The following is a 24,817-nucleotide window of genomic DNA, read 5'->3' on the forward strand; positions in this document are numbered from 1 at the left end:
GGCGGAAACCACCGCTGGCGATACTGGGCCGGCCCGACTGTGCCCAAGCCCTCGCGGCGGTGGTGCACAGGCCGTCTGAACTGCGAGGATGAAGGCATGGACAAGCAGCAGGAATTCGTCCTCCGGACGCTTGAGGAGCGCGACATCCGCTTCGTGCGCCTGTGGTTCACCGACGTACTGGGCTTCCTCAAGTCCGTCGCGGTCGCCCCCGCGGAGCTGGAGCAGGCCTTCGACGAGGGCATCGGCTTCGACGGCTCCGCGATCGAGGGCTTCGCGCGGGTCTACGAGTCCGACATGATCGCCAGGCCGGACCCGAGCACCTTCCAGATACTGCCGTGGCGCGCCGAGGCCCCCGGGACCGCCCGGATGTTCTGCGACATCCTCATGCCGGACGGCTCCCCGTCCTTCGCGGACCCGCGCTACGTCCTCAAGCGCATCCTGGCCAAGACCTCCGACCTGGGCTTCACCTTCTACACCCACCCGGAGATCGAGTTCTTCCTGCTGAAGGACAAGCCGCTCGACGGCACCCGGCCCACCCCCGCCGACAACTCCGGCTACTTCGACCACACTCCGCAGAACGTGGGCATGGACTTCCGCCGCCAGGCGATCACCATGCTCGAATCGATGGGCATCTCGGTCGAGTTCAGCCACCACGAGGGCGCCCCGGGCCAGCAGGAGATCGACCTCCGCTACGCCGACGCGCTCTCCACGGCCGACAACATCATGACCTTCCGCCTGGTGATGAAGCAGGTCGCCCTGGAGCAGGGCGTGCAGGCCACCTTCATGCCGAAGCCCTTCTCGGAGTACCCCGGCTCGGGCATGCACACCCACCTCTCCCTCTTCGAGGGCGACCGCAACGCCTTCTACGAGTCGGGCGCCGAGTACCAGCTCTCCAAGGTCGGCCGCTCCTTCATCGCGGGCCTGCTGAAGCACGCGGCGGAGACAGCGGCCGTCACCAACCAGTGGGTCAACTCGTACAAGCGCATCTGGGGCGGCTCCTCGCGCACCGCCGGCTCGGGCGGCGAGGCCCCCTCGTACATCTGCTGGGGCCACAACAACCGCTCGGCCCTCATCCGCGTCCCGATGTACAAGCCGGGCAAGACCGGCTCCTCGCGCGTCGAGGTCCGCTCGATCGACTCGGGCGCCAACCCCTACCTCACGTACGCCGTCCTCCTGGCCGCCGGCCTGAAGGGCATCGAGGAGGGCTACGAACTCCCGGCGGGCGCCGACGACGACGTCTGGGCCCTCTCCGACGCCGAACGCCGCGCGATGGGCATCGAACCCCTCCCGCAGAACCTCGGCGAGGCCATCTCCCTGATGGAACGCAGCGAACTGGTCGCCGAAACCCTCGGCGAACACGTCTTCGACTTCTTCCTCCGCAACAAGAAGCAGGAGTGGGAGGAATACCGCTCGGAGGTAACGGCCTTCGAACTCCGCAAGAACCTCCCGGTCCTGTAACCGCAGGTCAAAGCCCCTGAGGGCCACGCACGACACCCCGGGCCGGTGGTCATCGCCCACCGGCCCGGAGCCGTCTCATTCCCCCTGGGCCGCCTGTGGGGCCTCCGACGCGGAACCCGAGGCTGCGTAGACCACGTCCACACAGGGCTCTCGGCGATGCCTTTCAAGACGGTCATGGCGTCCGCCAGCGCGGGCTGAGAGGCCACGTCGCCCTCACCACCGTTGGCTGGCATGCGGCTCGGGCGACATGTGGGCGGGTTGAGCTGCGCTCATGACTGCCCGTGCGCCAGCGGGTAGGGCAGCGCCGAGAGACCGCGCTCTCCCCGGAAGGCGGAGATGGTCGACCAGGCCATCCTCGGATTGACCGCAAAGTCGGAGCGGACCTGTGCCAGCCGGGCGAGACAGCCACCGCCGGCACTGAGGCGTTCCACCTCGGCCCGCAGGAGGGAATCGTCGAACGTCTCGATCAGCGTCGCGCAAAAGTACATGTAGGCGCCCATCTCCATGCGAAGCCGGCTCAGGGTGTCATGAGCAGACCGCGCGTGATCCGGGACGCTCGCCGACGTGGTCAGACCCGAGGTCATCTCGTTCACCGCCGACAGCAGGGGCCGGGAGTCCGCCAGGACGTCGCGCAGCGTGCACACGAACTCCCCGACGTTCGGCTCAAGATCGATCTGCTGGGCGACGATCTCGGCCGCCCGTGCCTTGCGCAACAGGTCCGCGTGCACCATGGCCCGCGTGAGCGCGCCAAGCATGCGTTCGGCGCCCGTCTTTCCGCGTGCGAGCGAAACCAGTTCCCGTGCCGTGCGAATGAGGTCGCGGGGCAGACCGCCGGAGACCGCGTGACAGAGGCAGAGAAAGGCTTCGGGCATACCGATGACCCGCCGTCGCATCAGTATTTTCGACATGGACAGGTCGGCCGGATGTAGGGCCACCACCGTGTCGAGGGAGGAGTCGAAGGCATCACGGACGGGCAGCCCGCGCCGCTCGAAGGAACTCATCGCGTTGTCCGAGATGGATATCAGGTAGAAGCAGTCCTCTCTGCCGAAAAGGCCCTTGATGTCATTGATGAACTGATGGACCTTTTCGTCCGAGTCGATCTTGTCAAGTTCGTCGATTCCGATGAAAACGCGCCTGCTGACTGACAGCTTCCGTAGGAAGTCATTGAGGTTTCCAACGAGTTCGGGGAATCCTAGAGGCCGCTCAGTCATCGTGATGCTGGAGGAGGCTGATCCTTCGACGCCGACCGGGGTCTTCACGCCTGCCGACCAGGCTCGTGAGACCGACTGTTGATAGGCCAGTCCGCGGAGCAGCACGGAAGCTTCTGCCGCGTCCTGGCCGAACTGCGATTCCATCTCACGAAACTCATCCCACCCACGGGCGCCCGGCGATCTCCTTCGGTACAACCGCCAGGCGAGTAGCGCGATCCAGGGGATGCAGATGAAGCTGACTGCCAGCCCCAGGTTCGGCGGAAGATTCCACCCGTTCAGCCCACTCACCAGAAGGAATATTCCCCAGCCCATCGCCAGGACCAGGCCGCAGATAACCGTGAAGTCAACTGCCCGGGCCTTACGTCCTTCTTCCGGTTCCCGGGGTCGGCCAACGCTCTCGTGTGCCACGGCACCGCACACCTTGGAGAACAGCAACAGTACGAACTCCCGTGCGTCGTACTTCACGGGCGCGGAGAGCATGACGCGCAACGGAGGCTTCTCCTCGGCGAACTCCCCAGGCGGCGCGTGCTCCTTTGAGCAGAAGTGCCGCAGCAGTGTGGTCTTCCCGACCCCGCGCGGTCCGGAGATTCCGACGCTCCCACCCGGCATTGTGGAGATCAACTGTTCGATCTCGGATTCGGCTGGTACGGCGACGAGGAACTGGGGGTCCTCCAGTTCCGCCAGGCCCTTGGGCTCTCCTATGTCGAGGCTCACGGAGTACGACGGCAGCCGCCGATTGATCTCCTCGCGCATCAGCCCGGCGACCGCCCGTGTGCGGAGCGCCCATCGCCACTCCTCCCGGGCCGCACCGAGCCGGCCTTCCAGGACCGGTGAGTCGACGCCGTAGGCCAGCCAGCCGCGGTAGGGTTCGCGGCGATTTTGAGCCGCTGTTACCGCCGCGGCGGTGACGAACAGGAAGGCGACTCCGCCCAGTATCCATGCGCCGAAAGTCGCGAAAGTGGACAAGTAGGTAATGCTGACTGTAAAGCCGCCGACGAGTAGTCCCGCACCAAGGAGATACTGCGAGATCCTGCGTCTCCTGGCTTTGGCGTAATCGCGCAGCATGGAATAGTTGTATTCGAGATTTCGGAAATGGGTGAACTCGGCCGATACTGCGGCGTCCAGATCCGCCCTGCGTCTTGCGAGCTCCCTCTTCAGGTCTTCGGCCGACATTCCGGCTTCGCTCATACCTGAGATGATCTCCGGATCCTCAAGGACATCCAATATCGCACTATCGATCTCTGTTATGACTGGCTTCGGTTCGAATACCATCGCCTGCCTCCCCCCGCACCAAGGGGCGTTCGGCGCTGCTCGCCACACCTCCAGCCTGGCCCCAACGGAGGTGTCACGCCACCGGCAGGAGCGAGGCCGGGAATCGCTTGTCGCCCCGCAGCCAAGAGGCCCTTTCATACGGCCCCGACGACCGCGTGGCGGTCACCATCATCTGCAAACACGGGTGTTTCCGGGGAGCGAGGCCCAGAACCTCGTGCGGCAGGCCCGGGACGCCTGGCTGAAGCACCGGCGCGGTGCGCGTCGCGGTGACGACGCCCGCCAACGGTCCGTCGTCCGCAGACGCATGAGCGGATCCGCCTGCGTCAGCTGCCGGGGAGTTGCTCCTGCAGCCAGTCGAAGACGACGTCGCAGTGCTGCTGCGGGGCCAGCGGGGAGCAGTGCAGCTGGGCGCCGGTGGCCGCGGTGAGCTTCAGGAAGTCCTTGTCGGGAGCCGTCAGTTTGTCGAACATCAGGCGCGGCTGGCCGGGATAGAACTGCTCGTAGTCGTAGTCGAGGACCAGCGTGGGCATCTTGATGCGGCCGACGACGTTCGTGATGTCCAGCGACTCGATGAGTTTGGCCGGGGTCCAGAAGTCGGTGAACATCTTGCCCTTGCGGGCGTCCAGCATCGCCGGGACCGAGAAGGGCTCGATGCGCTTCTTGATCGTCGCGGCCGCGTCCGGGGGCAGCTGGGGGACGACCTCCTTGTTCCAGATGGTGTTCGTCTCCTCCTTGTCCGGGGTCACGATCTTCCGGAGCTCCGGGGGAAAGCCGAGCCACGGCGACAAGCAGCCGGGCATCGCCACCAGAGCGGCGATCCTGTTCTCGAAGGCCGCGGCCCGGGGCGCCAGGTTCCCGCCCATGCTCAGCCCGGTCAGGGCGATCCTGTCCGTGTCCACGTCCGAGCGGGCTACCAGCCAGTCGACGAGCGGCGTAACGACGGTCTCCCAGCGCGGCGTGAAGACCACCTGGTCGACGAAGAGCAGCTGCCCCTGGCCCGGCCCGTCGTACACCAGGGCGTTCCAGCCGCGCGTCAGAGCGGCCGAGACGCCGTAGGTCCACATGTCGACGTCCTGCCCGTCGCTGCCGTTCGTGAGGATCACGGTGGGGCGCCGCTCACCCGAGGCGTCCGGCCGGAAGAACCACACCGGCAGCGGCGTCTTTTGGTACGGGACCTTCGCCGTCACCGGCGCCGGGTCGCACAGCCGGCAGAACGTGTCCCAGGCGCCGCGCCCCGCCCTGTACAGCTGCTCCTCGCTGCCCGGGTCGCCGGAGCCGAGGACGAAGAACAGCGCCTGCCCGTAGTACTGCGCGGCCCGCAGGGCGCGAAAGCGCGTGGTCTGCCGGTCGGACTTGCTGCCCTGGGGCTGCTCCATCAGCTGATCGCCGAGCTTCCTGAAGGTCTCGGTGTACGTCTGGGCCGAGAGGCCGGCCTTGTTGATCGCGTTCACGGCGGTGAGGACCTCGCCCACCTCGGCGGCGCCGAAACCGGACCCGCCGAGCGCCAGGAGCCCGCTGAAGTTGAAGGCCGGGTCCTTGAAGAGGGTCATCACCCCGGGCGTGGGTCCGCCCGCGGGGACGGAGGCCGACTCCGATGGAGCGGGTGCGGGCGCGTTCGCGGGCGAAGCGCCCGACGGCGCGCACCCGGCGGCCAGCACGGTCCCGGCCCCACCGACGAGCCCGGCAAGCGTGGTGCGACGGGTGGGGCCGGATGTGCGGTCACTCGGTGCGTACGTCATGGCAGCCGAACGTAGGAGCCGCACCTGCGGCCTTCCTGTGCGCGACACCCGTTGTTCCCCCGAATGGCGCTTCACGTGGTGCCTGGATGCCTCAACCCCCGGGGCACGACACCGTCCCAGGTGCCACGTTGACGACAGAACCTAGGTGGCCGCGCGCAGGCGCTTGCCCCGCCGGCCGAGCACCGCTTTGACGGGGACCAGGACCGCCCACCACAGCTGCGCGCCCACCGGGGAGACGAAGGCGAGCGGCACGGCGACAGCGAATACCAGCACCACCGACGCCAGATCGAGCACGTCGTTGAGCACCACGGGATCGGGCATCGCCGTGCTGCTCAGCCACGGGCGCTTCCACAGCGCGACCGTCAGCGCGAGCTGTGCGGCCCCGATGGCCGCGACGGCGCCGGAGTAGACCGCCACCGACTGCGCCCGGTCCCCGTACTCGGCCAGCAGGGTGGTGGGGAAGGGCATCAGGGCGATCAGCCCCAGGTTCAGCAGACCGAGCTTGATGACGGTGCCGTCCACCTCCCGCACGTACCGGAAGACCTGATGGTGGCCCCGCCAGAACGCCGCGATGACCACGAAGCTGAGGGCGTACGCCCACAGGTTGGGCACCACCTCACCCAGGGCCTCGTCGAAATCGGCCGGGTCCAGCCCGGCGGGCAGCGAGATGTCCAGCGCCAGCAGCGTCATCGCGATGGCGAAGACGCCGTCCGACAGAGCGAGGACCCGGTCCGCGCTCCCCTCGTCGTCCCGCACTCGCTGGTGACCGTTCACCAGGCCACCATAGGGTTGAACGTCCAGGAATGTCTTGATATATGCGTGCGTTACGCGAAGTTCGCCCGGCCCGGCGGCCATTCTGAAAGCCCTTCACGTTCCGCGGGCCGTGTCACGGCTTTCAGCGGACCGCGCGGTGCCAGGCCGGGGCCGTCGAGGGGCGCGGGGTCGACGTGATGTGGAGCTGCGCGTCCAGGCCGAGGACCGCCGTGGTGGCGCCGGAGAGTTCGAGGACGGCCGCCGGGGCGCCCGCGTAGAGCATCGCGGACTCCGTCCAGGCGGGCGGTCCGCCCAGGCCCGTCGTGCTGATGGTGCCGCTGTCCGCGCGGCCCGAGATGAGGCGGCCCGCGACGCCGACCGCGCCGTAGCCGGCCCGGCCGCCCGCCTCCGAGACGCTGGACACCTGGAGCTTGCCGGGGCCCGCCGTGACCAGGGCGGTACGGACGACCCCCGAGTCGGGGCGGCGGAAGTACAGGCGGACGCCCGCGCCGTCCGGGGCCGCCGAGAGGGGGACCGTCGTGGCGGGCAGGCCCGTCTCCGACGGCCCGGCCAGCGGGGAGCCCGGGCCGGCCTGGGTCCAGGCCAGGACCGACTTCGTGGTGGTGGCGTACACGTGGCGGCGTCCGGCCGAGTCGACCGCCGTCACCGGGTCGCCTTGCAGGTCCTCGCCGCCCAGGCGCCGCCAGGCGGAGAAGCCGCCGCCCGGCTGCTGGGTGGTGGCGCGCAGCGTGCGGCGGGCGTCGCGGAGGTAGACGGTGAGCCGGCCGTCCGCGTCCACGCCCGCCGAGGGCGCGCTGATCGCCGAGGTCCCGTCCTCGTCCGTCACCTCGGGGGTGCCGAGCGACTGCCACGGGCCGAACGGGCCGTCGGGCGCGGACTGTACGGCGTACACGACCTCGCGCAGGTAGCCCGTCGGCGCCGGGCCGAAGGCCGTACGGGTGGTGAGGACCGCGATCCGCCCGTCCGGGAAGCGGGCGGTGGTCGCCCCCGGGTCGATGCCCGTGCCCGGGAGGAGGGCCGGTCCCGCCCAGTCGCCGCCGGGGGCCCGGGTCCAGTACGCGGTCTGCCCGTCCAGCGTGGCGAACGCCCAGAGCCGGCCGGGCGTGCCCTCGACCAGCCAGGAGCTGTGGTCGGCGCGGGTGTAGCGCAGCGACTGGGCCCAGTTGCGGCCGGTGGGGTTGCCCGCGACCTTCCGGTCGCCGCAGCCCGAGGGGGAGCCGCAGTAGTCCTGGTGGTCGTGCCAGGCGTACGTCTTCAGGTAGCCGGTCTTCGTCTCGGCCGTCTGCGGGTCCAGCGCGTGCGGGAGGGTGCTGTTGTGGTAGCCGAGGTAGCTCTGGACCGAGAAGTGCGGGCGGTCCGTGACCTGGGCGGCGTACGCGGTGGTGGCGGCCTGCACGAAGCGCGCGCCGTACATGTGGTCCTGGTGGTCGGTGTACTTGCCGGTGCCGGCGTCCCCGTACCGGCCCGGCGTCGGGTCCTGCATCCGTATCGTCGTCGGCCGGTACCGGGCCAGGACCCCGGCTATCGCCTGTATCAGCTGGTCCTTCGTGTACGTGAACTGCTGCTTGACCGGGGTGCCGGAGGTCAGCTGGGCGCCCAGCGCGGCTGTCTTGCCGTTCCACAGGCCGCGCAGGCTGTCGGGGGTGTCCCCGCCGGTGCTGCGGGCCTCGCGCAGCTGCAGCCACACCAGGTTGACCTGCGGCTTCGCTATGAGGACGTCGAGCTCGGCCTGGCCGCCGCCCGCGGTGGGTATGACGGTGCGTTTCCACGCGCTGGTCCGGTCGCCGGTCGCCATCTGGGCGTAGGCGGAGCGGATGCCGTTCTGCCGGGCCTCCGCGTAGTGGGTGCGGTCGGCGGGCTGCTCAGGGTCCTTGACGCTCGCGCCGTTCGCCTCGTTGCGGCCGTCGGCCTCGCCGGAGGTGAGGTAGGCGGTGGTGACCGGGATGCCGGACACCAGCGACCGGCTGAGGTCCGGGTTCATGAAGAACAGGTCGTCGTCGGGGTGGGCGACGACCTGGACGACCGACCCGGCGGTGACGCTCGCGGGCAGGGCGGCCGCAGCCGGGTTCTTCTCCGGGGTGGCCTCGGCCGGCGTCTGCTGGCCGGAGGCCACGGCGAGCACGCCGGTGGTACCGGCCGTCAGCACGGTGAGCAGGGCCGCGAAGCGGCGGCGGGTCAAAGGCATCGGTCACGCCTTGGGGTTCGTTCCGGGCGGGGAAAACCGCTGAGCAGTCAGAGAGAGGTCAAATCAGGGAACTTGGTTCACCGATTTCGCCGAATACTCCTGTTTTCCGAAAACGGCCGGATGCGGTTGTGCCTTGTGGAGTTCTTGGTCCGGATATGTGACCAAAATGTGGACGCTGTTCGTCCGCTCCCCGGGCCAACCCGCGCAGGGGTACGGGGTGTTGGGCGGCCTTTGGTGGTAAAGCGGTTCTTGCGGCGACTTGGTGCTTATGCCCTGACCGGGACGTCGCTACGGAGCCGTGTTGCGCGGGCCCACCGGCTGCCAGGGCGCCAGGTGCGCGTCCGGGGCGTCCGCCGACGAGGTCACGTACAGCCGCGCGTCCAGCCCCATCACGGCCAGGCTGACCAGGTTCTTCCCGGTCATCGTCGAGGACGGCGAGCCGACGAACATCAGCGGCGACCGCTCCCACGGCCGCCCCCACCCGACGTCCGAGCCCAGCTGCCCGCCCGCCGTCCGGCCCGCCAGCACGTGCCCGCTCGCCGCCAGCGAGCCGAAGCCCTGGAGGCCGCCGAGGTCGGTCAGGTTGTTCACCTTCAGCCCGCCGTCACCCGTCATCAGGGCGGTACGGACGTTGCCGGACCCGGGCTTGCGGAACCACAGCCGCACCCCGCCCTCGCGGCCCTCCGCGGTGAGCGGGAGCGTGGTGTCCGGCAGCCCGGTGGCGGTGGCCGGGCCCAGCGCGGCGCCCGGCTTCGGCTGCACCCAGCCCACCACCGTCCTGGAGGTCGAGGAGAACACCATCCGCCGCCCGGCGCCGTCGGTCGCGGTGGCCGGGGTGCCGTGCAGATCGGCGCCGCCGTACTTCTCCCACGGGCCCCAGCCGCCGCCCGCCTGCTGCACCCGCCCGCGCAGGGTGTACGCGCCGTCGCGGACGTACACCGCCGGCTGCCCGGTGCCGTCGACCGAGACGGCGGGCGCGCTGATGTCGGAGGTCCAGTTCTCGTCCGCCGTCTCGGGGGTGCCCAGCGACTGCCACTCCCCGAACTCCTCGGAGCCCGGGCGCTGCTGGACCGCGTACACGACCTCGCGCTTGTAGTCGGCGGGCTTCGCGCCGAAGGAGGTACGGGTGCCGAAGGCGGCTATCCGGCCGTCCTTCAGGGTGACGGTGGACATGCCCGGGTCCATGCCGGTGCCGGGGAGCAGGGCCGGCCCGCTCCAGCGGCCGATCAGGCCGGTCCGGTGCCAGACGGCGACCTGGCCGTCGAGGACCTTGAAGGCCCACAGGCCGTGCTCCTTGTCGGAGGTCAGCCAGGAGGTGCTGGTGCCGCGGGCGTAGTTGATGGAGTCCGTCCACCGGTTGCCCGCCGGGTGGTCGGCGACCTTGAGGTCGCCGCAGCCGGCGTCGCTGCCGCAGTGGTTCTGCCTGTCGAGCCAGGCGTACGTGCCGAGGATGTCCAGCTTCTCCTTGGCCTCGTCCGGGTCCAGGGCGCTGGGCAGGGAGCCGTTGACGTAGCCGACGTAGTTCTGCACCGCGAAGTGCGGGCGGTCCTTGACGTCCTTCGCGTACGCGGCGGTGGCCAGCTGCACGAAGCGGGCGCCGTAGAAGTGGTCCTGGTGGTCGGTGTACTGCTTGGTGTCCGGGTGCCGGCCGGGGGTCGGGTCCTGGGAGCGGACGGTGGTCGGCCGGTACTGCTCCAGGACGCCGACGAGGGTCTGGACGACCTGGTCCTTCGTGTACGTGAACTTCTGCTTGACCGGGGTGCCGGAGGCGAGCGCCGACTGCAGGCGGGGGACCTTGCCGTCCCACAGGCCGTGCAGGCTGTCCGGGGCGTCGGCGTACACGTTGCCGGCCTCGCGGAGCTGCAGCCAGACCAGGTTGACCTGGGGCTTGGCGACGAGGACGTCGACCTCGGCGTGGCCGCCGCCCTTGGTCGGGACGACGGTGCGCTTCCAGGCGCTGCTGCGGTCGCCGGTGGCCATCTTGGCGTAGGCGGCGCGGATGCCGTTCTGGCGGGCCTCGGCGTACGCGGGCTTGTCGGGCGGGGTGGTGGCCTCTTTGGCGGCGCCTGCGTTGATGCCGTCGGCCTCGCCGGAGGTCAGGTAGACCGAGGTGACGGGGTGGCCGGCGGATATGGAGTAGCGCAGGTCCGGATTCATGAAGTAGAGGTCGTCGTCCGGATGCGCGACGAACTGGAGCACCCGGCCGGGGTCGGGGGCGTCGGCGGGGGCCGCGGGGGCGGTGGCCTTGCTGTCGGGGGCGCCGGGGGATTCCAGGCGGTCGAGGGCCTCGTTGCCCCGGAGTACGAGCATGCTGCCGGCGGCGGCGGCCGCGCAGAACGCGACGACCTTGATGAGCCGGGCCCACCGCCGTTTCGCCTCCGGCGCGGTGGGGGACTCGGCGGGGCGGCGCCCACGCTTCGCCTCCGGCGCGGTGGGGGATCCGGCCGTGGCAAGGGTTCCGGCGCGGCGGCGCCCGCGCGTGGCCTCCGGCGCCGTGGGGGTCTTCGCGCGGCCGCGCCGGCCGCCGGTGCGTTCGGCCTCGCGGCCCCGCCGCGGGGCGGTGCGCCTGCCGACCGGGCCGTGCGGCTCGGCCGCATTCGGCGGGGTCGCCTGTTCCCGGGCGGGGTCGGCCGACGGGCCCTGCGGGTTCCAGGCTTCGGCCTCGGGGTTCTGCCGGGCCGGGCCAGGCGGGGTCGTCTGCTCCCAGGTGGGGTCGGCCGACGGGCCTTGCGGGTTCCAGGCTTCGGCCGGGCCGGACCCCGGGGCCCAGGCTCCGGCCCGGGCGGATTGCGGGTCCCAGGCTTCGGCCTCGGGGTTCTGCCAAGCCGGGCCCGGCGGGGTCGTCTGCTCCCAGGCGGGGTTGGCCGACGGGCCCTGCGGGTCCCAGGCTTCGGCCGGTCTGGACCGCGGGGCCCAGGCTTCGGCCTCGGGGTTCTGCCAAGTCGGACCCGGCGGGGTCGCCTGCTCCCGGGCGGGGGCGGCCGGCGGGCCCTGCGGGGCCCAGGCTTCGGCCTCGGGGTTCTGCCAAGCCGGGCCAGGTGGGGTCGTCTGCTCCCAGGAGGCGTTGGCCGGCGGGCCTTGCGGGTTCCAGGCTCCGGCCTGGGCGGACTGCGGGTCCCAGGCTTCGGCCTCGGGGGCCTGCCGGGCCGGACCTGGCGGGGTCGTCTGCTCCCAGGTGGGGTTGGTCGACGGGCTCTGCGGGTCCCCGGTTTCGGCCGGGCCGGACTCCGGGGCCCAGGCTTCGGCCTCGGGGTTCTGCCAAGTCGGACCCGGCGGGGTCGCCTGCTCCAGGGCGGGGGCGGCCGGCGGGCCCTGCGGGGCCCAGCCTTCGGCCGGTCCGGACCGCGGGGCCCAGACTCCGGCCTCGGCGGACCGCGGGGCCCAGGCTCCGGCCTCCGGGTTCCGCCAAGACGGAGCAGGCGGGGTCGGCTGCCCCCAGGCGGGGTCCGTCGGCAGGTTGTGGGGTTCGGGAGGCTGCCACGCCGGGCCGGGGCCGGGGCGTCCGTCGGGCATGGGGCTCCTCGTCACCGGTTTGCGGGGAGCGCGCCCCAATCACGCCATAAATCTTCGGATAGTCCGACAATCCTGATCATGATACGTGGCGGTGAGTCGAACGCCTGCTCCGGATAGGCTCACACCAGGCACGCCAGGGCAGTGGCAGCGACAACCGCGGGAGGCGGCGGGATGACAGTCCCGGGACGCAGGAGCAGCACCTTCATCCGGCTGCTCCGCAGCGGCTTCACCGACCCCTCCGCCGCCGCCCGGCTCCTCGACGCCGACGCGCTGGCCGCCGTACGCAGCGATCCGGTGCTCCTCGACGCCCTCGGCGCGACCGCCGATCCCGACCTGGCCCTCCTCGGACTCGTACGGCTCGCCGAGGCGCAGCCCGCCGACGAACTGCCGGGCCTCCTCGACACCCTCGTCAGCGCCAAGCCGCTCCGCGACCGCCTCCTCGGCGTGCTCGGCGCCTCCGAGGCACTCGGGGACCACCTCGCCCGCCACCCCCACGACTGGCAGGCCCTCGTCACCTACGAGGCCGCCGACCTGCACCCCGGGCTCCCCGAGTTCGAGCGCGGCCTCGCCGACGCCCACGACCCCGTCGCGCTCCGTGTCGCCTACCGCCGCTGCCTGCTCTCCATCGCAGCCCGCGACGTCTGCGGGACCATAGACGTCGCCCAGACCGCCGCCGAGCTCGCCGACCTCGCCACCGCCACCCTCCGCGCGGCCCTGCGCATCGCCTCCGCCGCCGCCCCGGAGGACGCCGCCCGATGCCGCCTCGCCGTCATCGCGATGGGCAAGTGCGGCGGCAACGAGCTGAACTACGTCTCCGACGTCGACGTCATCTTCGTCGGGGAGGCGGTCGACGGCATCGACGAGGGCAAGGGCATCCAGGCCGCCACCCGCCTCGCCTCCCACCTCATGCGGATCTGCTCCGAGACCACCGTCGAGGGCACCATCTGGCCCGTCGACGCCAACCTCCGCCCCGAGGGCCGCAACGGCCCCCTCGTCCGGACCCTCTCCTCCCACCTCGCCTACTACCAGCGCTGGGCCAAGACCTGGGAGTTCCAGGCCCTCCTCAAGGCCCGCGCCGTCGCCGGGGACGCCGCCCTCGGCGCCGAGTACATCGACGCCATAAGCCCCCTGGTCTGGCAGGCCGCCGAGCGCGAGAACTTCGTCGCCGACGTCCAGAAGATGCGCCGCCGCGTCGTCGACAACATCCCCGCCGCCCAGGTCGACCGCGAACTCAAACTCGGCCCCGGCGGCCTGCGCGACGTCGAGTTCGCCGTCCAGCTGCTCCAGCTCGTGCACGGCCGCAGCGACGCCACCCTGCACTCCGGGTCCACCCTCGACGCCCTCCACGCCCTCGCCGCCGGCGGCTACGTCGGCCGCGCCGACGCCGCCCAACTGCACGACGCGTACCGCTTCCTGCGCGCCATGGAGCACCGCATCCAGCTCTACCGGCTGCGCCGCACCCACCTCGTCCCCGAGGACGAGACCGACCTGCGGCGCCTGGGCCGTTCGCTCGGCCTGCGCACCGAACCCGTCGCCGAGCTCAACAAGGCCTGGCGCCGGCACGCCTCCGTGGTCCGCCGCCTGCACGAGAAGCTCTTCTACCGGCCGCTCCTCGACGCCGTCGCCCAGCTCACCCCCGGCGAGACCAGGCTCTCCCCGCGCGCCGCGGGCCAGCGCCTCGAAGCCCTCGGGTACGCCGACCCGGCCGCGGCCCTGCGCCACCTCGAAGCCCTCGCCTCCGGCGTCACCCGCAAGGCCGCCATCCAGCGCACCCTGCTGCCGGTCCTGCTCGGCTGGTTCGCGGACTCCGCCGACCCGGACGCCGGACTGCTGAACTTCCGCAAGGTCTCCGACGCCCTCGGCAAGACCCCCTGGTACCTGCGGCTGCTGCGCGACGAGGGCGCCGCAGCCGAGAACCTCGCCCGCGTCCTGTCCGCCGGGCGCCTCGCCCCCGACCTCCTCATGCGCGCCCCCGAGGCCGTCGCCCTGCTCGGCGACCCCGAAGGCCTCCAGCCGCGTACCCACGAAGCGTTGGAGCAGGAGGTCCTCGCCGCCGTCGGCCGTGCCGAGAACGCCGAAGCCGCCGTCGCCGCCGTCCGCGGGGTGCGCCGCCGGGAGCTCTTCCGCACCACCGCGGCCGACATCATCCGCTCCTACGGTACGGAGGACAGCCCCGCCGAGGAGGACCACGGAGCCCTCGTCGACCGGGTCGGCGGAGCCGTCTCCGACCTCACCGCCGCCACCGTCGCCGGCGCCCTGCGCGCCGCCGTCCAGTCCCACTGGGGCGACACCCTGCCCACCCGCTTCGCCGTCATCGGCGTCGGCCGCTTCGGCGGCCACGAACTGGGCTACGGCTCCGACGCCGACGTCCTGTTCGTCCACGAACCCCGCGAAGGCGTCGACGAACAGGAGGCCGCGAAGGCCGCCCAGGCCGTCATCGCCGAGATGCGCCGGCTGCTCCAGCTGCCGACCGCCGACCCGCCGCTGCTCATCGACGCCGACCTGCGGCCCGAAGGCCGCTCCGGCCCGCTGGTGCGCACGCTGCCCTCGTACGCCGCGTACTACCGGCGCTGGTCCCTGACCTGGGAGAGCCAGGCCCTGCTGCGCGCCGAACCGGTCGCGGGCGACGAGGAGCTCGGCCGCCGCTTCATCGACCTGATCGACCCGCTGCGCTACCCGATGGAGGGCCTCGGCGAGGACGCCGCACGGGAGATCCGCCGGCTCAAGGCCCGCATGGAGTCCGAGCGGCTGCCGCGCGGCGCCGACCCGACCCTGCACACCAAGCTCGGCCGCGGCGGCCTCAGCGACGTCGAGTGGACCGTCCAGCTGATCCAGATGCGGCACGCTTGGGCCGAACCGGGCCTGCGCACCACCCGGACCCGCGAAGCGCTGGCCGCCGCCCACGCGGCCGGGCTGATCCCGACCGAGGAGGCGCAGATCCTGGACGAGGCCTGGGTACTGGCCACCCGGGTCCGCAACGCGGTGATGCTGGTCCGCGGCCGCGCCGGGGACACGTTCCCGTCCGAGGCCCGCGAACTGGCGGCGGTGGGCCGCTACCTCGGCTACGCGGAGGGCACGGTCGGCGAGATGCTGGACGACTACCGGCGCATCACCCGCCGGGCCCGGGCGGTCGTGGACGAGCTCTTCTACGGGGCGTAGGGCTCGAACGGTCCCGGGCCCGGCGGCGGGGTCAGCGCGCCGCGCCGAAGTCCTGCGTCCAGTAGTGGTTCGGCTCGGCCAGGCCGATGCCGATCTCCTTGAAGGAGCAGTTCAGGATGTTCTGCCGGTGGCCGGGGCTGTTCATCCAGCCCTCCATGACCTTCTCGGGAGTGCTGTAGCCGTAGGCGACGTTCTCGCCGTACGTGCTCCACGTGTATCCGGCGCGGGTGATGCGCGCGCCGGGGTCGGAGCCGTCGGAGCCCGTGTGGGACATGTTGCTGTGGGCGGCCATGTCCGCGCTGTGGTCCTGCGCGGCCTTCGTCAGCTTCGCGTTGAGGGTGAGGGCCGGGCACCCGGCGGCGGCGCGCTCCTGGTTGACGAGCGAGAGGACCGCGGCGGCGGCGCCGGAGGCCGGCGGGGCCGAGGTCTTCGGAGGCTCGGGTGCCTGCGGCTTCTTGGTGACGATCGGCGGCTTCGTCGGCTGCGGCTGCGGCTGCGGGGGCCGGGACGTCTGTACGACCGGCTGCGCGGGCGCCGCGGGGCTGCTGGGGGAGGCGGCCGGGGGAGTGCTCGGGGGCTGGACGTCCACGGGTGCCTGGGAGCTCGGCGCAGCGGAGGGCGCGCTGTGCCACGGGCGCGTCTCCTGGTGGCTCGCGGCCCGTGTGCGACCGGTGTCCTGCGGGCCCAGGCAGGCCATGGCGGCAGTGGGAACGCCCACGATTCCCAGGGCGCCGACGGCGATGGCTATCTTCTTGAAGGGCTTCTTCTTCCGATGCTTCTGCATGCGTGACCCCATTCGATGATCGCGAAGCTTCCGGCGCCCGAACCGCGGGGCGCCGGAGGAGTCGCCATTCTTGAAAGCCGCCAACGACCTGGCAAGTTTCCGCTGCTCACCCGCCCCAGGGGATGCGACGCGCGGCTTGAAACGGGCCCATGATCGTGCATGGTCACGATTCGGTCACTCCTGCAACCGCCTGATGGGCCTTCAGGAATCGCTGTGACCAGGCCGGTCGGGCGGCGCTCAGCGGTACCGCGGATTCCGTTCCCACCGGAGTGGGGAATGTCGATTCCAAAACAGACAAATATCGAAATGTCGATGGGGTGACGCCCCGTGAGAGACGTGCCCCACCGACGTGTGCGCCGTGACGCATGTCACGCGTCCGCTCGCCGAAGGACCGCGAAGGTGCCGCGGGCGGACCCGCCGTCCGGGGTGTGCCAGGTGGCCGTGACGCGGGCGTGGGTGTCCGGGGCGGCGGGGGGTTCCGGGCGCAGGACGCGGATCACCGTCAAGGTGAGCCCGGTGTCCAGGGGCAGGTCCGTGCCCTCGACGGCGACCGTGGGGTCCGGGGTGTCGCTCGCGCTCTGGGCCTGGGGGACCGCTTCACCCCTGAACAGCGCGCGCAACTGGGCCAGCAGGACCGGGTCCTGGGTGCCGTCGTAGGCCCAGCGCCGCCCCAGCACGCCGTGCTCCGACGTACCGACGAGAGCGCGCTCGGCGCCCTCCAGCGGGGCCCCGCGGTACGTGAGGGGGACGTGGTAGGTGACCGGGCTGCCACCGCTGGTGTCGGTGACGACCATGAACTCGATGCCGACCTCGCCCTCGGGGTCGTCCAGCCGGAAGCCGCCCGCCTTGGTCAGTTCCGGGGCCCGGCCGGGCTGCCCCGTGTACCAGGGCTGCGCCGGGAGCCAGGACGCCAGGAGCTCCAGCTTGCCGGGGGACATGGTGGTGCGGTGGATGACAGCCATGCGGAAGGGACTCCAGGGAGTGGCGGGCCAGTGGTGGGCGCATCGTAACCGAGTGCGCGCACGGGCCGGCGTGCCGCAACTCGCCTGAGTGGCCGCCGCGTTGGTGCCGCCTACGCCGCCTACGCCGCCTACGCCGCCTACGCCGCCTACGCCGCCTACGCCGCCTACGCCGCCTACGCCGCCTACGCCGCCTACGCCGCCCTACGCCGGCCCGGGCCCCGCCGCACCCCGCACGGTCCGGGCGTACGCCAGGAACGCCGCCAGGCCCAGTTCGAAGGCCGCGTCCGCCCGGCCTGGGCCCACGGTCGCCAGGGCGCGGGCCAGCAGCGGGGTCTGCGGGGACGGCTCCCACATGGCCTCGGGGGCGGCGAGGTCGAGCGCCGAGCCCAGGATCAGGTTCTCCAGGCCGGTCAGCAGCGGCATCACCTGCTCCGTGCGGAACCCCGCGGCCAGCAGCAGCCCGACGGCGCGCTCGTAGTGGGCGAGCACCTTCGGGGCCCGGACCGTCGTGGTCATCAGCAGCGGCACCGCCCGGGGGTAGGCGGCGAAGGCGGCCCGATAGGAGCGCGCCCACTCCTCCAGGGCCCGGTCCCACGGGTCCAGGGCCAGGGCGTCGTCGGCGATCCGTTCGCACACCCGCTCGCGTATCAACTCGACCACCCCCGCCCGGCCGTCCACGTGGTGATACACCGAGCCGGTCTGCACGCCGAGCGCCCGGGCGATCTGCGGAACGCTGAACTCGCCGTGCTCCGCGACCAGTTGCAGGGCGGTCGTGGCGATCCGCTCCCGGTCGAGCAGGGGGGTGCGCGGCCGTGCCATCGGTTTCTCCCGCCGTCAGGTCTTCCCGTACGCCAAAACCGGAGGCTACATTGCCGCGAACCGAAAGCCTTTAGGTTTTCGCCTCACCGCCGCCTGCCGTTCGCAGAAGGGTGCCTCCGCATGCCCGAAATGCCAGCGCCACCAGCGCCACCAGCGCCACCAGCACCGCCGGCGCCACGAGCCGCCCCCGCCGCCGGACCGGCTCTCCGCCGCGCGGCGCTCGGCACCGCCGACATCTCCTTCTTCGTCGTCTCCGCCGCCGCCCCGCTCACCGTCATGGCGGGCGTCGCCCCCGTCGCGATCCTCCTCGGCGGAATCGGTGCCCCCGCCGGCTACCTCTTCGCCGGCCTCACCCTCGCCGTCTTCGCCGTCGGCTTCACCACCATGAGCCGCCACGTCCGCAGCGGCGGAGCCTTCTACGCCTACATCACCCGCGGCCTCGGCAAGCGCGTCGGCATCGGCGCGGCCCTCCTCGCCCTCATCGGCTACAACGGGATGGAGATCGGCGTCTACGGGCTCCTCGGCACCACCACCGCCGACACCGCGCAGGCCCTCTGGGGCCTCGACATCCCCTGGCTCCCCGTCTCCCTCGCAGGCCTCGCGCTCATCTGGTACGGCGGCTTCCGCTCCATCGACTTCGGCGCCAAGCTGCTCGGCGTCCTGCTCGTCGCCGAGACCGGGATACTCGTCCTCCTCGCGGCGGGCGTCCTCCTCAAGGGCGGCGCCCACGGGCTCTCCCTCGGCTCCTTCGCCCCCGGCGCGGTCCTCGTCCCCGGCACCGCCGCCGTCCTGGCCTTCGCCTTCGCCGCGTTCACCGGCTTCGAGTCCACCGTCATCTACCGCCGCGAGGCCCGCGACCCCGACCGCACCATCCCGCGCGCCACCTACATCGCCGTCGCCTTCCTCGGCCTCTTCTACGCCTTCATCGTCTGGACCGTCATCCAGGCCTTCGGCGCCGAAGAGGTCCTCACCGCCGCGACCGAGGACCCCGGCGGCCTGTTCTTCGCCGCGATCACCACCTACGTCGGCCCCTGGGCGGCCGACCTGATGCACGTCTTCATCGTCACCAGCGTCATCGCCTCCCTCCTCGCCTTCCACAACGCCATCAACCGCTACGCGCTGGCCCTCTCCGAGGAAGGCGTCCTGCCCGTCGGCCTCGGCCGGATCCACGCCCGCCACCGCTCCCCGTACCGGGCCGGCCTCGCCCAGACCGCCCTGGGCGCGGCGGTCGTCCTCGGTTTCGCCCTCGCGGGCGCCGACCCCTACCAGCAGCTCCTGCTCTGGGTGAACACCCCCGGCATGATCGGCCTCATGGTCCTGATGCTGCTCACGGCCATCGCCGTACCCGTCTACTTCCGGCGCACCGCGCACACGGAGGGCCCCTGGCGGACCGTGGTCGCACCCGTCACCGCCGCCGTCCTGCTGGCCGTGGCGATCTGCCTGGTCGTCTCCGAGGTGGACCTGTTCACCATGGCCTCCACCACCGTCAACACCGTCCTCGTCGCGCTCGTCCCCGCCGTCTTCCTCGCCGGCCTCGCCCTCGCCCAGCGGCTCAGGACCCGCCGCCCCGAGGTGTACGCCCGCTTCGCCGAAGAGCCCGCCCACGAAGGAGAAGAACAGCCGTGCCCGCTGCCGACACCGTCCTCACCGGAGCCCGCGTCCGCACCCTCGACCCCGGCCGCCCCGAGGCCCGCGCCGTAGCGGTCAGCGACGGCCGGATCGTGGCCGTCGGCGAAGAGTCCGACGTACGCGACTGGCGCGGCCCCGGCACCGAGGTGATCGACCTCGGCGGCGCCACCCTCACCCCCGGCCTCACCGACGCCCACAGCCACCCCGTCTGGGGCATCGAGATGGCAGAGGGCACCGACCTCTCCGCCGTCCGCGACCTCGACCAGCTGCGCACCGCCCTGCGCGCCGCCGAGCACAGCGGGGGATGGGTCGTGGGCTACGGCCTGGACCACAACGCCTTCGGCGGACGCCCCGTCGACCGGGCCCTGATCGAGGACGTGCTGGACGGCGCCCCCGCCTTCCTGCGCCTCTACGACGGCCACTCCGCCCTCGCCAGCGGCGCGGCCCTGTCCGCCGCCGGCATCACCGGCCCCCGTGCCTTCGGCCAGCGCTCCGAGATCGTCTGCGACCCGCAGGGCCGCCCGACCGGCCACCTCGTCGAACACGCGGCGATGGGCCTCGTGGGCGCGCTGGTCCCCAAGCCCTCGTCCGCCGAACGCCGCGCCCGCCTCGTCGAGCTGCTCGACGCCATGGCCGCCACCGGCCTCACCGGCGCCCACGTCATGGACCTCGGCGACGGCGGCGTACCCGCCCTCCTCGCCACCGTCGAGTACGAGGGCCACCTGCCGCTACGGCTGAACCTCGCCCCCTGGTGCATGCCCGGCGCGACCGACGAGGAGCTGACGGAGCTGATCGAGCTCCAGGGGACCGGCGGCCGCCACTGGCGGGTCGGCGGCGTGAAGTTCTTCATGGACGGCACGGTCGAGGGCGGCACCGCCTGGCTGGAGCACGCCGACTGCCACGGCCAGGGCACCGACGCCTTCTGGCCCGACCCGGCCGGATACGCCCGCGCCGTACGGGTCCTCGACGCGGCCGGGGTCCGTACGGCGACCCACGCCATCGGCGACGCCGCGGTCCGCCACGTCCTGGACACCGTGGCCTCGCTGGGCGGGCAGGCCCGGATGCGGCACCGGATCGAGCACATCGAGACGGTCCCCGACGACCAGCTGAAGCGGTTCGCGGAGCTCGGGGTGATCGCGTCCATGCAGCCGCCGCACACCGCGTACACCCGGGCCGACCACACCGACGAGTGGTCGAAGCGGCTGGGCGAGGACCGGGCGGGCCGGGCCTGGCGCTGCCGGGACCTGCGGGACGCGGGCGCCGTGCTCGCGCTCGGTTCGGACTGGCCCATCGCCCACTACGACGCCCGCCAGGTCCTGGTCACCGCCCGCAGCCCGCTCGGCGCGGCCGCGGCCGGGCCGGCCCTGACCGGGCTGATGGCTCTGGAGGGGATGACCTCGCACGCGGCGCTCGCGGCGGGGGAGCAGCGGGTGGCGGGCCGGATCGCGCCCGGCTGCCGGGCGGACCTGACGGCCTTCGTCCTCGACCCGGTCACGGCCCCGCCGGACGAACTGGCCGAGGCCCCGGTCCGCCTCACGATGTCGGGCGGCCGGATCACGTACCAGGAGGTCCAGCGCTCAAGCGCTCCGGCGCTCTAGCGACGGAAGCGGTTGAGCAGTGCCGCCGCCGGGTGCGGGCCCGCGTACTCGGGGTGGCGCGGCAGCCGGTGCGGCAGCGAGCCGTACCAGCCGCTCGAGAGGGTGTAGCCGAAGGCCAGGCAGAGCATGCCGCCCACGGCGTCGAGCCAGAAGTGGTTGGCGGTGGCCACGATGACGACGAGGGTCGCCGTCGGGTAGAGCAGGCCCAGGATCCGGGCCCAGGGGGCGGAGGCGACCGCGAAGATCGTCAGCCCGCACCAGAGCGACCACCCTATGTGCATGGAGGGCATGGCGGCGTACTGGTTCGACATGTGCTTGAGGTTCCCCGAGGCCATGGAGCCCCAGGTGTGGTGGACCAGCACGGTGTCGACGAAGTCCTGCCCGTTCATCAGCCGGGGCGGCGCGAGCGGGTAGCAGTAGTAGCCGACCAGGGCCACGCCCGTGGTGGCGAACAGGACGAGACGGGTGGCGGCGTAGCGCCCCGGATGGAAACGGTAGATCCACACCAGCACGCCGATGGTCACGATGAAGTGGAGCGTGGCGTAGTAGTAGTTCATGCCCACGATCAGCCACGTCACCGAGTTCACGGCGTGGTTGACGGACTGTTCCACGGCGATGCCGAGGGTGCGCTCGGCGGACCAGATCCAGTCGGCGTTCGCGAGGGCGGCCGCCTTCTGCTCGGGCACCGCGTTGCGGATCAGCGAGTAGGTCCAGTAGCTGACCGCGATGAGCACGATCTCGAACCAGATCCGCGGCCGGCGCGGGGACCGCAACCGGGTCAGCAGGGTGCGCTCGGACCCCGGACGGGTCTCGGTCTCGGTCACCAGGGGCGACGAGACGTCCGTCCGGGTTTCCAGTGTCTTCACGCTCGCTTCACCCATGGGATAGGAGTCTGCCAGATGCGATCTCGCCTTCGATCATCCCTCGGGACGGTCTTCGGCGCCTCCGCTCAACCCTGCGGACGAGTCCGGCCCCGAGCCTGCCCGGGGCCTGATGCCGTGGAGCCGCGGACCACCAGTTCGGGCAGGAAGACGAACTCGCTGTGCGGGGCCGGCGTACCGCCGATCTCCTCCAGCAGGGTCCGCACCGCCGCCTGACCCATGGCCTGGACGGGCTGCCGGATGGTGGTGAGCGGCGGGTCGGTGAACGCTATGAGCGGGGAGTCGTCGAAGCCGACCACCGACACGTCCTGCGGCACCCGCAGCCCTTGCTGCCGGGCGGCCCGGATCGCGCCGAGCGCCATCATGTCGCTCGCGCACACGATCGCCGTGCAGCCCCGCGCGATGAGCGCGGCCGCGGCCGCCTGGCCGCCCTCCAGGGTGTAGAGGGAGTGCTGGATCAGCTCCTCGGTCTCGGCCTCGTCGAGTCCGAGCCGTTCCTTCATCCCGAGCCGGAAGCCCTCGATCTTGCGGACCACCGGGACGAAGCGCTTCGGCCCGACCGCGAGGCCGATCCGGGTATGCCCCAGCGCGGCCAGGTGGGTCACGGCGAGCTGCATCGCGGCCCGGTCGTCGGGGGAGACGAAGGGGGCCTGCACCTTGTCGGAGAACCCGTTGATGAGGACGTACGGGACGCCCTGGCCGCGAAGTTGGTCGTAGCGGCCCATGTCGGCCGTCGTGTCGGCGTGCAGACCGGAGACGAAGATGATGCCGGAGACCCCGCGGTCGACCAGCATCTCCGTCAGCTCGTCCTCGGTGGACCCGCCGGGCGTCTGCGTGGCCAGCACGGGCGTGTACCCCTGCCGGGTCAGGGCCTGGCCGATGACCTGGGCGAGTGCCGGGAAGATGGGGTTGTCCAGTTCGGGGGTTATCAGCCCGACGAGCCCCGCGCTGCGCTGGCGCAGCCGTACGGGCCGTTCGTAGCCGAGCACGTCGAGCGCGGCCAGGACGGATTCACGGGTGCCGGCGGCCACACCGGGCTTGCCGTTGAGCACGCGGCTGACTGTGGCTTCGCTGACCCCCGCCTGGGCTGCGATGTCGGCTAGCCGTGCGGTCACGGGATTGGACTGTACCGGTCGCACTTTAAATTGCCCACCACGTGCACGAATCCGGCGGAAGCCGGACGGTGCGGCCGTCCGTCTCCACCGGGGCGCTGGAGAGTACGGGGCGTCCGGGCGCGGGGAGTTCGACCGCGGCGGGCCGGGTGTTGAGGGTGCAGGCGAAGCCGGGCCGGGTGAAGAGGAGCACGCCCGCGGGCGCGGGCAGCCAGGTCAGCGGGCCCGCGTCGGGGGAGCCCAGACCCGGCAGCGCGCGGCGCAGTTCCAGGGCGGCCCGGTAGAGCTCCAGGGTGGAGTGCGGGTCGCCGGTCTGGGCGGCGACGCTGAGGTCGCCCCAGCCGGCGGGCTGCGGCAGCCAGGTACCGGCCGGCCCGAAGCCGTACGGCGGCTCCGCGCCGGACCAGGGGAGCGGCACCCGGCACCCGTCGCGCAGCCCGTCCTGTCCGGCGGTGCGGCGGAAGGCCGGGTCCTGGCGGACCTCGTCGGGGAGGTCGGTCACCTCCGGGAGGCCGAGCTCCTCGCCCTGGTAGACGTACGCGGACCCGGGCAGGGCCAGCATCAGCAGCGCGGCCGCGCGCGCCCGGTCCAGGCTGCCGAACCGGGTCCGGTGCCGTACGACGTCGTGGTTGGACAGGACCCAGGTGGTCGGCGCGCCCACCGAGGCGGTGGCGGCCAGCGACTCGTCGATCACGGTCCGCAGGACCGCGGTGTCCCACCGGCAGTTCAGGAACCGGAAGTTGAAGGCCTGGTGCAGTTCGTCGGGGCGGACGTAGAGGGCGAGCCGCTCGGAGGTCGGGGCCCAGGCCTCGGCGACGCCGATGCGCGGGCCCTCGTAGGAGTCGAGGAGCCGCCGCCAGGAGCGGAGGATCCTGTGGACCCCGTCCTGGTCGAAGAAGGGGAGCGGCTCGGTGCCGATGAGGGTGGCCTGCGCGCCGTGGCCGATGTCGGGGAGGCCGGGGGCCTTGACCATGCCGTGGGCGACGTCGACGCGGAAGCCGTCGACGCCGAGGTCGAGCCAGAAGCGCAGGACGGAGGCGAATTCGGCGGCGACCTCGGGATGCTCCCAGTCCAGGTCGGGCTGCTGGGGGGCGAAGAGGTGGAGGTACCACGCGCCGTCCGCGACCCGGGTCCAGGCGGGGCCGCCGAAGACGGACTCCCAGTCGTTGGGCGGCTCGGCGCCGCCGGCCCCGCGGCCGGGGCGGAAGTGGTAGCGCTCCCGCATCCCCGGGTCCCCGGCGAGGGCGGCCAGGAACCAGGGGTGCCGCTCGGAGGTGTGGTTCGGGACCACGTCGACGATGACCCGCAGCCCCAGCGCGTGGGCGGCGCGGACGAACTCGTCGGCGTCGGAGAGGTCGCCGAAGAGCGGATCGACGGCCCGGTAGTCGGCGACGTCGTAGCCGCCGTCCGCCTGGGGGGACACGTAGAAGGGGGTGAGCCACACGGCGTCGACGCCGAGCCGGGCCAGATGGGGGAGCCGCTCGCGCACCCCGCGCAGGTCCCCGACGCCGTCTCCGTCGCTGTCCGCGAAGGACCGTACGTACACCTGATAGATGACGGCATCGCGCCACCAGCCACCGTTCGCGGTCGCGTTGCTGGAAGCGCTTGCAAGCCGGGACGCGGTCAGCTCATGGGTCATATCGGGGTCAACGCGAGTGCACGCCCCCTGGTTGCGGGCCCGGACAGTCGAAGCTGACTCGAACTAACAGCAAGGTGCGGCA

15 protein-coding genes are annotated in these 24,817 nt (G+C 72.0%); 4 read left to right on the forward strand and 11 right to left on the reverse strand.

All coding sequences use genetic code 11. The annotated features are described in order from the left end of the window. Positions 1 to 96: 96 nt before the first annotated feature. Positions 97 to 1,458, forward strand: a complete 1,362-nt coding sequence (locus ACGFYQ_RS03115) for a glutamine synthetase family protein (RefSeq protein WP_393739303.1) — start codon at positions 97 to 99, stop codon at positions 1,456 to 1,458. 269 nt (positions 1,459 to 1,727) lie between these two features. Here ACGFYQ_RS03115 and ACGFYQ_RS03120 read toward each other — a convergent pair whose 3' ends face one another. From ACGFYQ_RS03120 to ACGFYQ_RS03140, 5 genes are all read right to left on the reverse strand, one after another. Continuing rightward, positions 1,728 to 3,941 carry a hypothetical protein gene (locus ACGFYQ_RS03120; protein ID WP_393739305.1) on the reverse strand — a complete coding sequence of 738 codons (2,214 nt, stop codon included), beginning with the start codon at positions 3,939 to 3,941 and terminating at the stop codon, positions 1,728 to 1,730. A gap of 323 nt (positions 3,942 to 4,264) precedes the next feature. Next, positions 4,265 to 5,680 (reverse strand): alpha/beta hydrolase family protein, encoded by a 1,416-nt coding sequence (locus ACGFYQ_RS03125; RefSeq protein ID WP_393739307.1) that lies wholly within the window; start codon positions 5,678 to 5,680, stop codon positions 4,265 to 4,267. A gap of 141 nt (positions 5,681 to 5,821) precedes the next feature. Beyond that, positions 5,822 to 6,457, reverse strand: coding sequence for a TMEM175 family protein (locus tag ACGFYQ_RS03130; RefSeq protein WP_393739723.1), 636 nt, complete (start codon positions 6,455 to 6,457; stop codon positions 5,822 to 5,824). A 118-nt stretch (positions 6,458 to 6,575) separates the two neighbouring features. Then, positions 6,576 to 8,639, reverse strand: coding sequence for a PIG-L family deacetylase (locus ACGFYQ_RS03135; protein ID WP_393739309.1), 2,064 nt, complete (start codon positions 8,637 to 8,639; stop codon positions 6,576 to 6,578). 288 nt (positions 8,640 to 8,927) lie between these two features. Further along, complete coding sequence (locus tag ACGFYQ_RS03140; protein ID WP_393739311.1) at positions 8,928 to 12,152, reverse strand: PIG-L family deacetylase; 3,225 nt, start codon at positions 12,150 to 12,152, stop codon at positions 8,928 to 8,930. Positions 12,153 to 12,323: 171 nt separating this feature from the next. On the opposite strand from ACGFYQ_RS03140, the gene ACGFYQ_RS03145 reads away from it, so the two are divergent. Further along, complete coding sequence (locus ACGFYQ_RS03145) at positions 12,324 to 15,311, forward strand: bifunctional [glutamine synthetase] adenylyltransferase/[glutamine synthetase]-adenylyl-L-tyrosine phosphorylase (protein ID WP_393739313.1); 2,988 nt, start codon at positions 12,324 to 12,326, stop codon at positions 15,309 to 15,311. A gap of 31 nt (positions 15,312 to 15,342) precedes the next feature. Here ACGFYQ_RS03145 and ACGFYQ_RS03150 read toward each other — a convergent pair whose 3' ends face one another. The 3 genes from ACGFYQ_RS03150 to ACGFYQ_RS03160 form a co-directional block, all read right to left on the reverse strand. Continuing rightward, positions 15,343 to 16,095: a CAP domain-containing protein gene (locus tag ACGFYQ_RS03150; protein WP_393739315.1), complete on the reverse strand. Its 753-nt coding sequence runs from the start codon at positions 16,093 to 16,095 to the stop codon at positions 15,343 to 15,345. Positions 16,096 to 16,463: 368 nt separating this feature from the next. Next, positions 16,464 to 17,057, reverse strand: coding sequence for a 1,4-alpha-glucan branching protein (locus tag ACGFYQ_RS03155; protein WP_393739317.1), 594 nt, complete (start codon positions 17,055 to 17,057; stop codon positions 16,464 to 16,466). A gap of 201 nt (positions 17,058 to 17,258) precedes the next feature. Further along, positions 17,259 to 17,876 carry a TetR/AcrR family transcriptional regulator gene (locus tag ACGFYQ_RS03160; RefSeq protein WP_393739319.1) on the reverse strand — a complete coding sequence of 206 codons (618 nt, stop codon included), beginning with the start codon at positions 17,874 to 17,876 and terminating at the stop codon, positions 17,259 to 17,261. A gap of 129 nt (positions 17,877 to 18,005) precedes the next feature. Here ACGFYQ_RS03160 and ACGFYQ_RS03165 point away from each other — a divergent pair, with 129 nt between their 5' ends. Both ACGFYQ_RS03165 and ACGFYQ_RS03170 read left to right on the forward strand, forming a co-directional pair. Further along, positions 18,006 to 19,577, forward strand: coding sequence for an APC family permease (locus ACGFYQ_RS03165; RefSeq protein WP_393739725.1), 1,572 nt, complete (start codon positions 18,006 to 18,008; stop codon positions 19,575 to 19,577). Next, positions 19,499 to 21,103, forward strand: coding sequence for an amidohydrolase (locus ACGFYQ_RS03170; RefSeq protein ID WP_393739321.1), 1,605 nt, complete (start codon positions 19,499 to 19,501; stop codon positions 21,101 to 21,103). The genes ACGFYQ_RS03165 and ACGFYQ_RS03170 overlap by 79 nt, the downstream gene beginning before the upstream one ends. On the opposite strand, the gene ACGFYQ_RS03175 is transcribed toward ACGFYQ_RS03170, so the two are convergent. The 3 genes from ACGFYQ_RS03175 to ACGFYQ_RS03185 form a co-directional block, all read right to left on the reverse strand. Next, on the reverse strand, positions 21,100 to 21,984 hold the full coding sequence (locus ACGFYQ_RS03175; protein ID WP_393739323.1) for a phosphatase PAP2 family protein: 885 nt from the start codon (positions 21,982 to 21,984) through the stop codon (positions 21,100 to 21,102). The two genes, ACGFYQ_RS03170 and ACGFYQ_RS03175, sit on opposite strands and share 4 nt — an antisense overlap. Positions 21,985 to 22,052: 68 nt before the next feature. Next, positions 22,053 to 23,099 carry a LacI family DNA-binding transcriptional regulator gene (locus tag ACGFYQ_RS03180; RefSeq protein ID WP_393739325.1) on the reverse strand — a complete coding sequence of 349 codons (1,047 nt, stop codon included), beginning with the start codon at positions 23,097 to 23,099 and terminating at the stop codon, positions 22,053 to 22,055. Between the two features lie 25 nt (positions 23,100 to 23,124). Continuing rightward, the gene (locus ACGFYQ_RS03185; protein ID WP_393739327.1) at positions 23,125 to 24,735 is read right to left on the reverse strand and encodes a glycoside hydrolase family 13 protein; all 1,611 of its coding nucleotides are present in this window, start codon (positions 24,733 to 24,735) and stop codon (positions 23,125 to 23,127) included. Between the last annotated feature and the right edge of the window lie 82 nt (positions 24,736 to 24,817).

The organism is Streptomyces sp. NPDC048258, assembly GCF_043201995.1.
In the GTDB taxonomy this organism is placed as follows: Bacteria; Actinomycetota; Actinomycetes; order Streptomycetales; family Streptomycetaceae; genus Streptomyces.

Coding starts and splice junctions, on each gene's coding strand:
- ACGFYQ_RS03165 (WP_393739725.1), top strand. CDS start 18,006: ATGCCAGCGCCACCAGCGCCACCAGCGCCACCAGCACCGCCGGCGCCA.
- ACGFYQ_RS03115 (WP_393739303.1), top strand. CDS start 97: ATGGACAAGCAGCAGGAATTCGTCCTCCGGACGCTTGAGGAGCGCGAC.
- ACGFYQ_RS03150 (WP_393739315.1), bottom strand. CDS start 16,095: ATGCAGAAGCATCGGAAGAAGAAGCCCTTCAAGAAGATAGCCATCGCC.
- ACGFYQ_RS03185 (WP_393739327.1), bottom strand. CDS start 24,735: ATGACCCATGAGCTGACCGCGTCCCGGCTTGCAAGCGCTTCCAGCAAC.
- ACGFYQ_RS03175 (WP_393739323.1), bottom strand. CDS start 21,984: ATGGGTGAAGCGAGCGTGAAGACACTGGAAACCCGGACGGACGTCTCG.
- ACGFYQ_RS03140 (WP_393739311.1), bottom strand. CDS start 12,152: ATGCCCGACGGACGCCCCGGCCCCGGCCCGGCGTGGCAGCCTCCCGAA.
- ACGFYQ_RS03160 (WP_393739319.1), bottom strand. CDS start 17,876: ATGGCACGGCCGCGCACCCCCCTGCTCGACCGGGAGCGGATCGCCACG.
- ACGFYQ_RS03145 (WP_393739313.1), top strand. CDS start 12,324: ATGACAGTCCCGGGACGCAGGAGCAGCACCTTCATCCGGCTGCTCCGC.
- ACGFYQ_RS03155 (WP_393739317.1), bottom strand. CDS start 17,057: ATGGCTGTCATCCACCGCACCACCATGTCCCCCGGCAAGCTGGAGCTC.
- ACGFYQ_RS03120 (WP_393739305.1), bottom strand. CDS start 3,941: ATGGTATTCGAACCGAAGCCAGTCATAACAGAGATCGATAGTGCGATA.
- ACGFYQ_RS03135 (WP_393739309.1), bottom strand. CDS start 8,639: ATGCCTTTGACCCGCCGCCGCTTCGCGGCCCTGCTCACCGTGCTGACG.
- ACGFYQ_RS03125 (WP_393739307.1), bottom strand. CDS start 5,680: ATGACGTACGCACCGAGTGACCGCACATCCGGCCCCACCCGTCGCACC.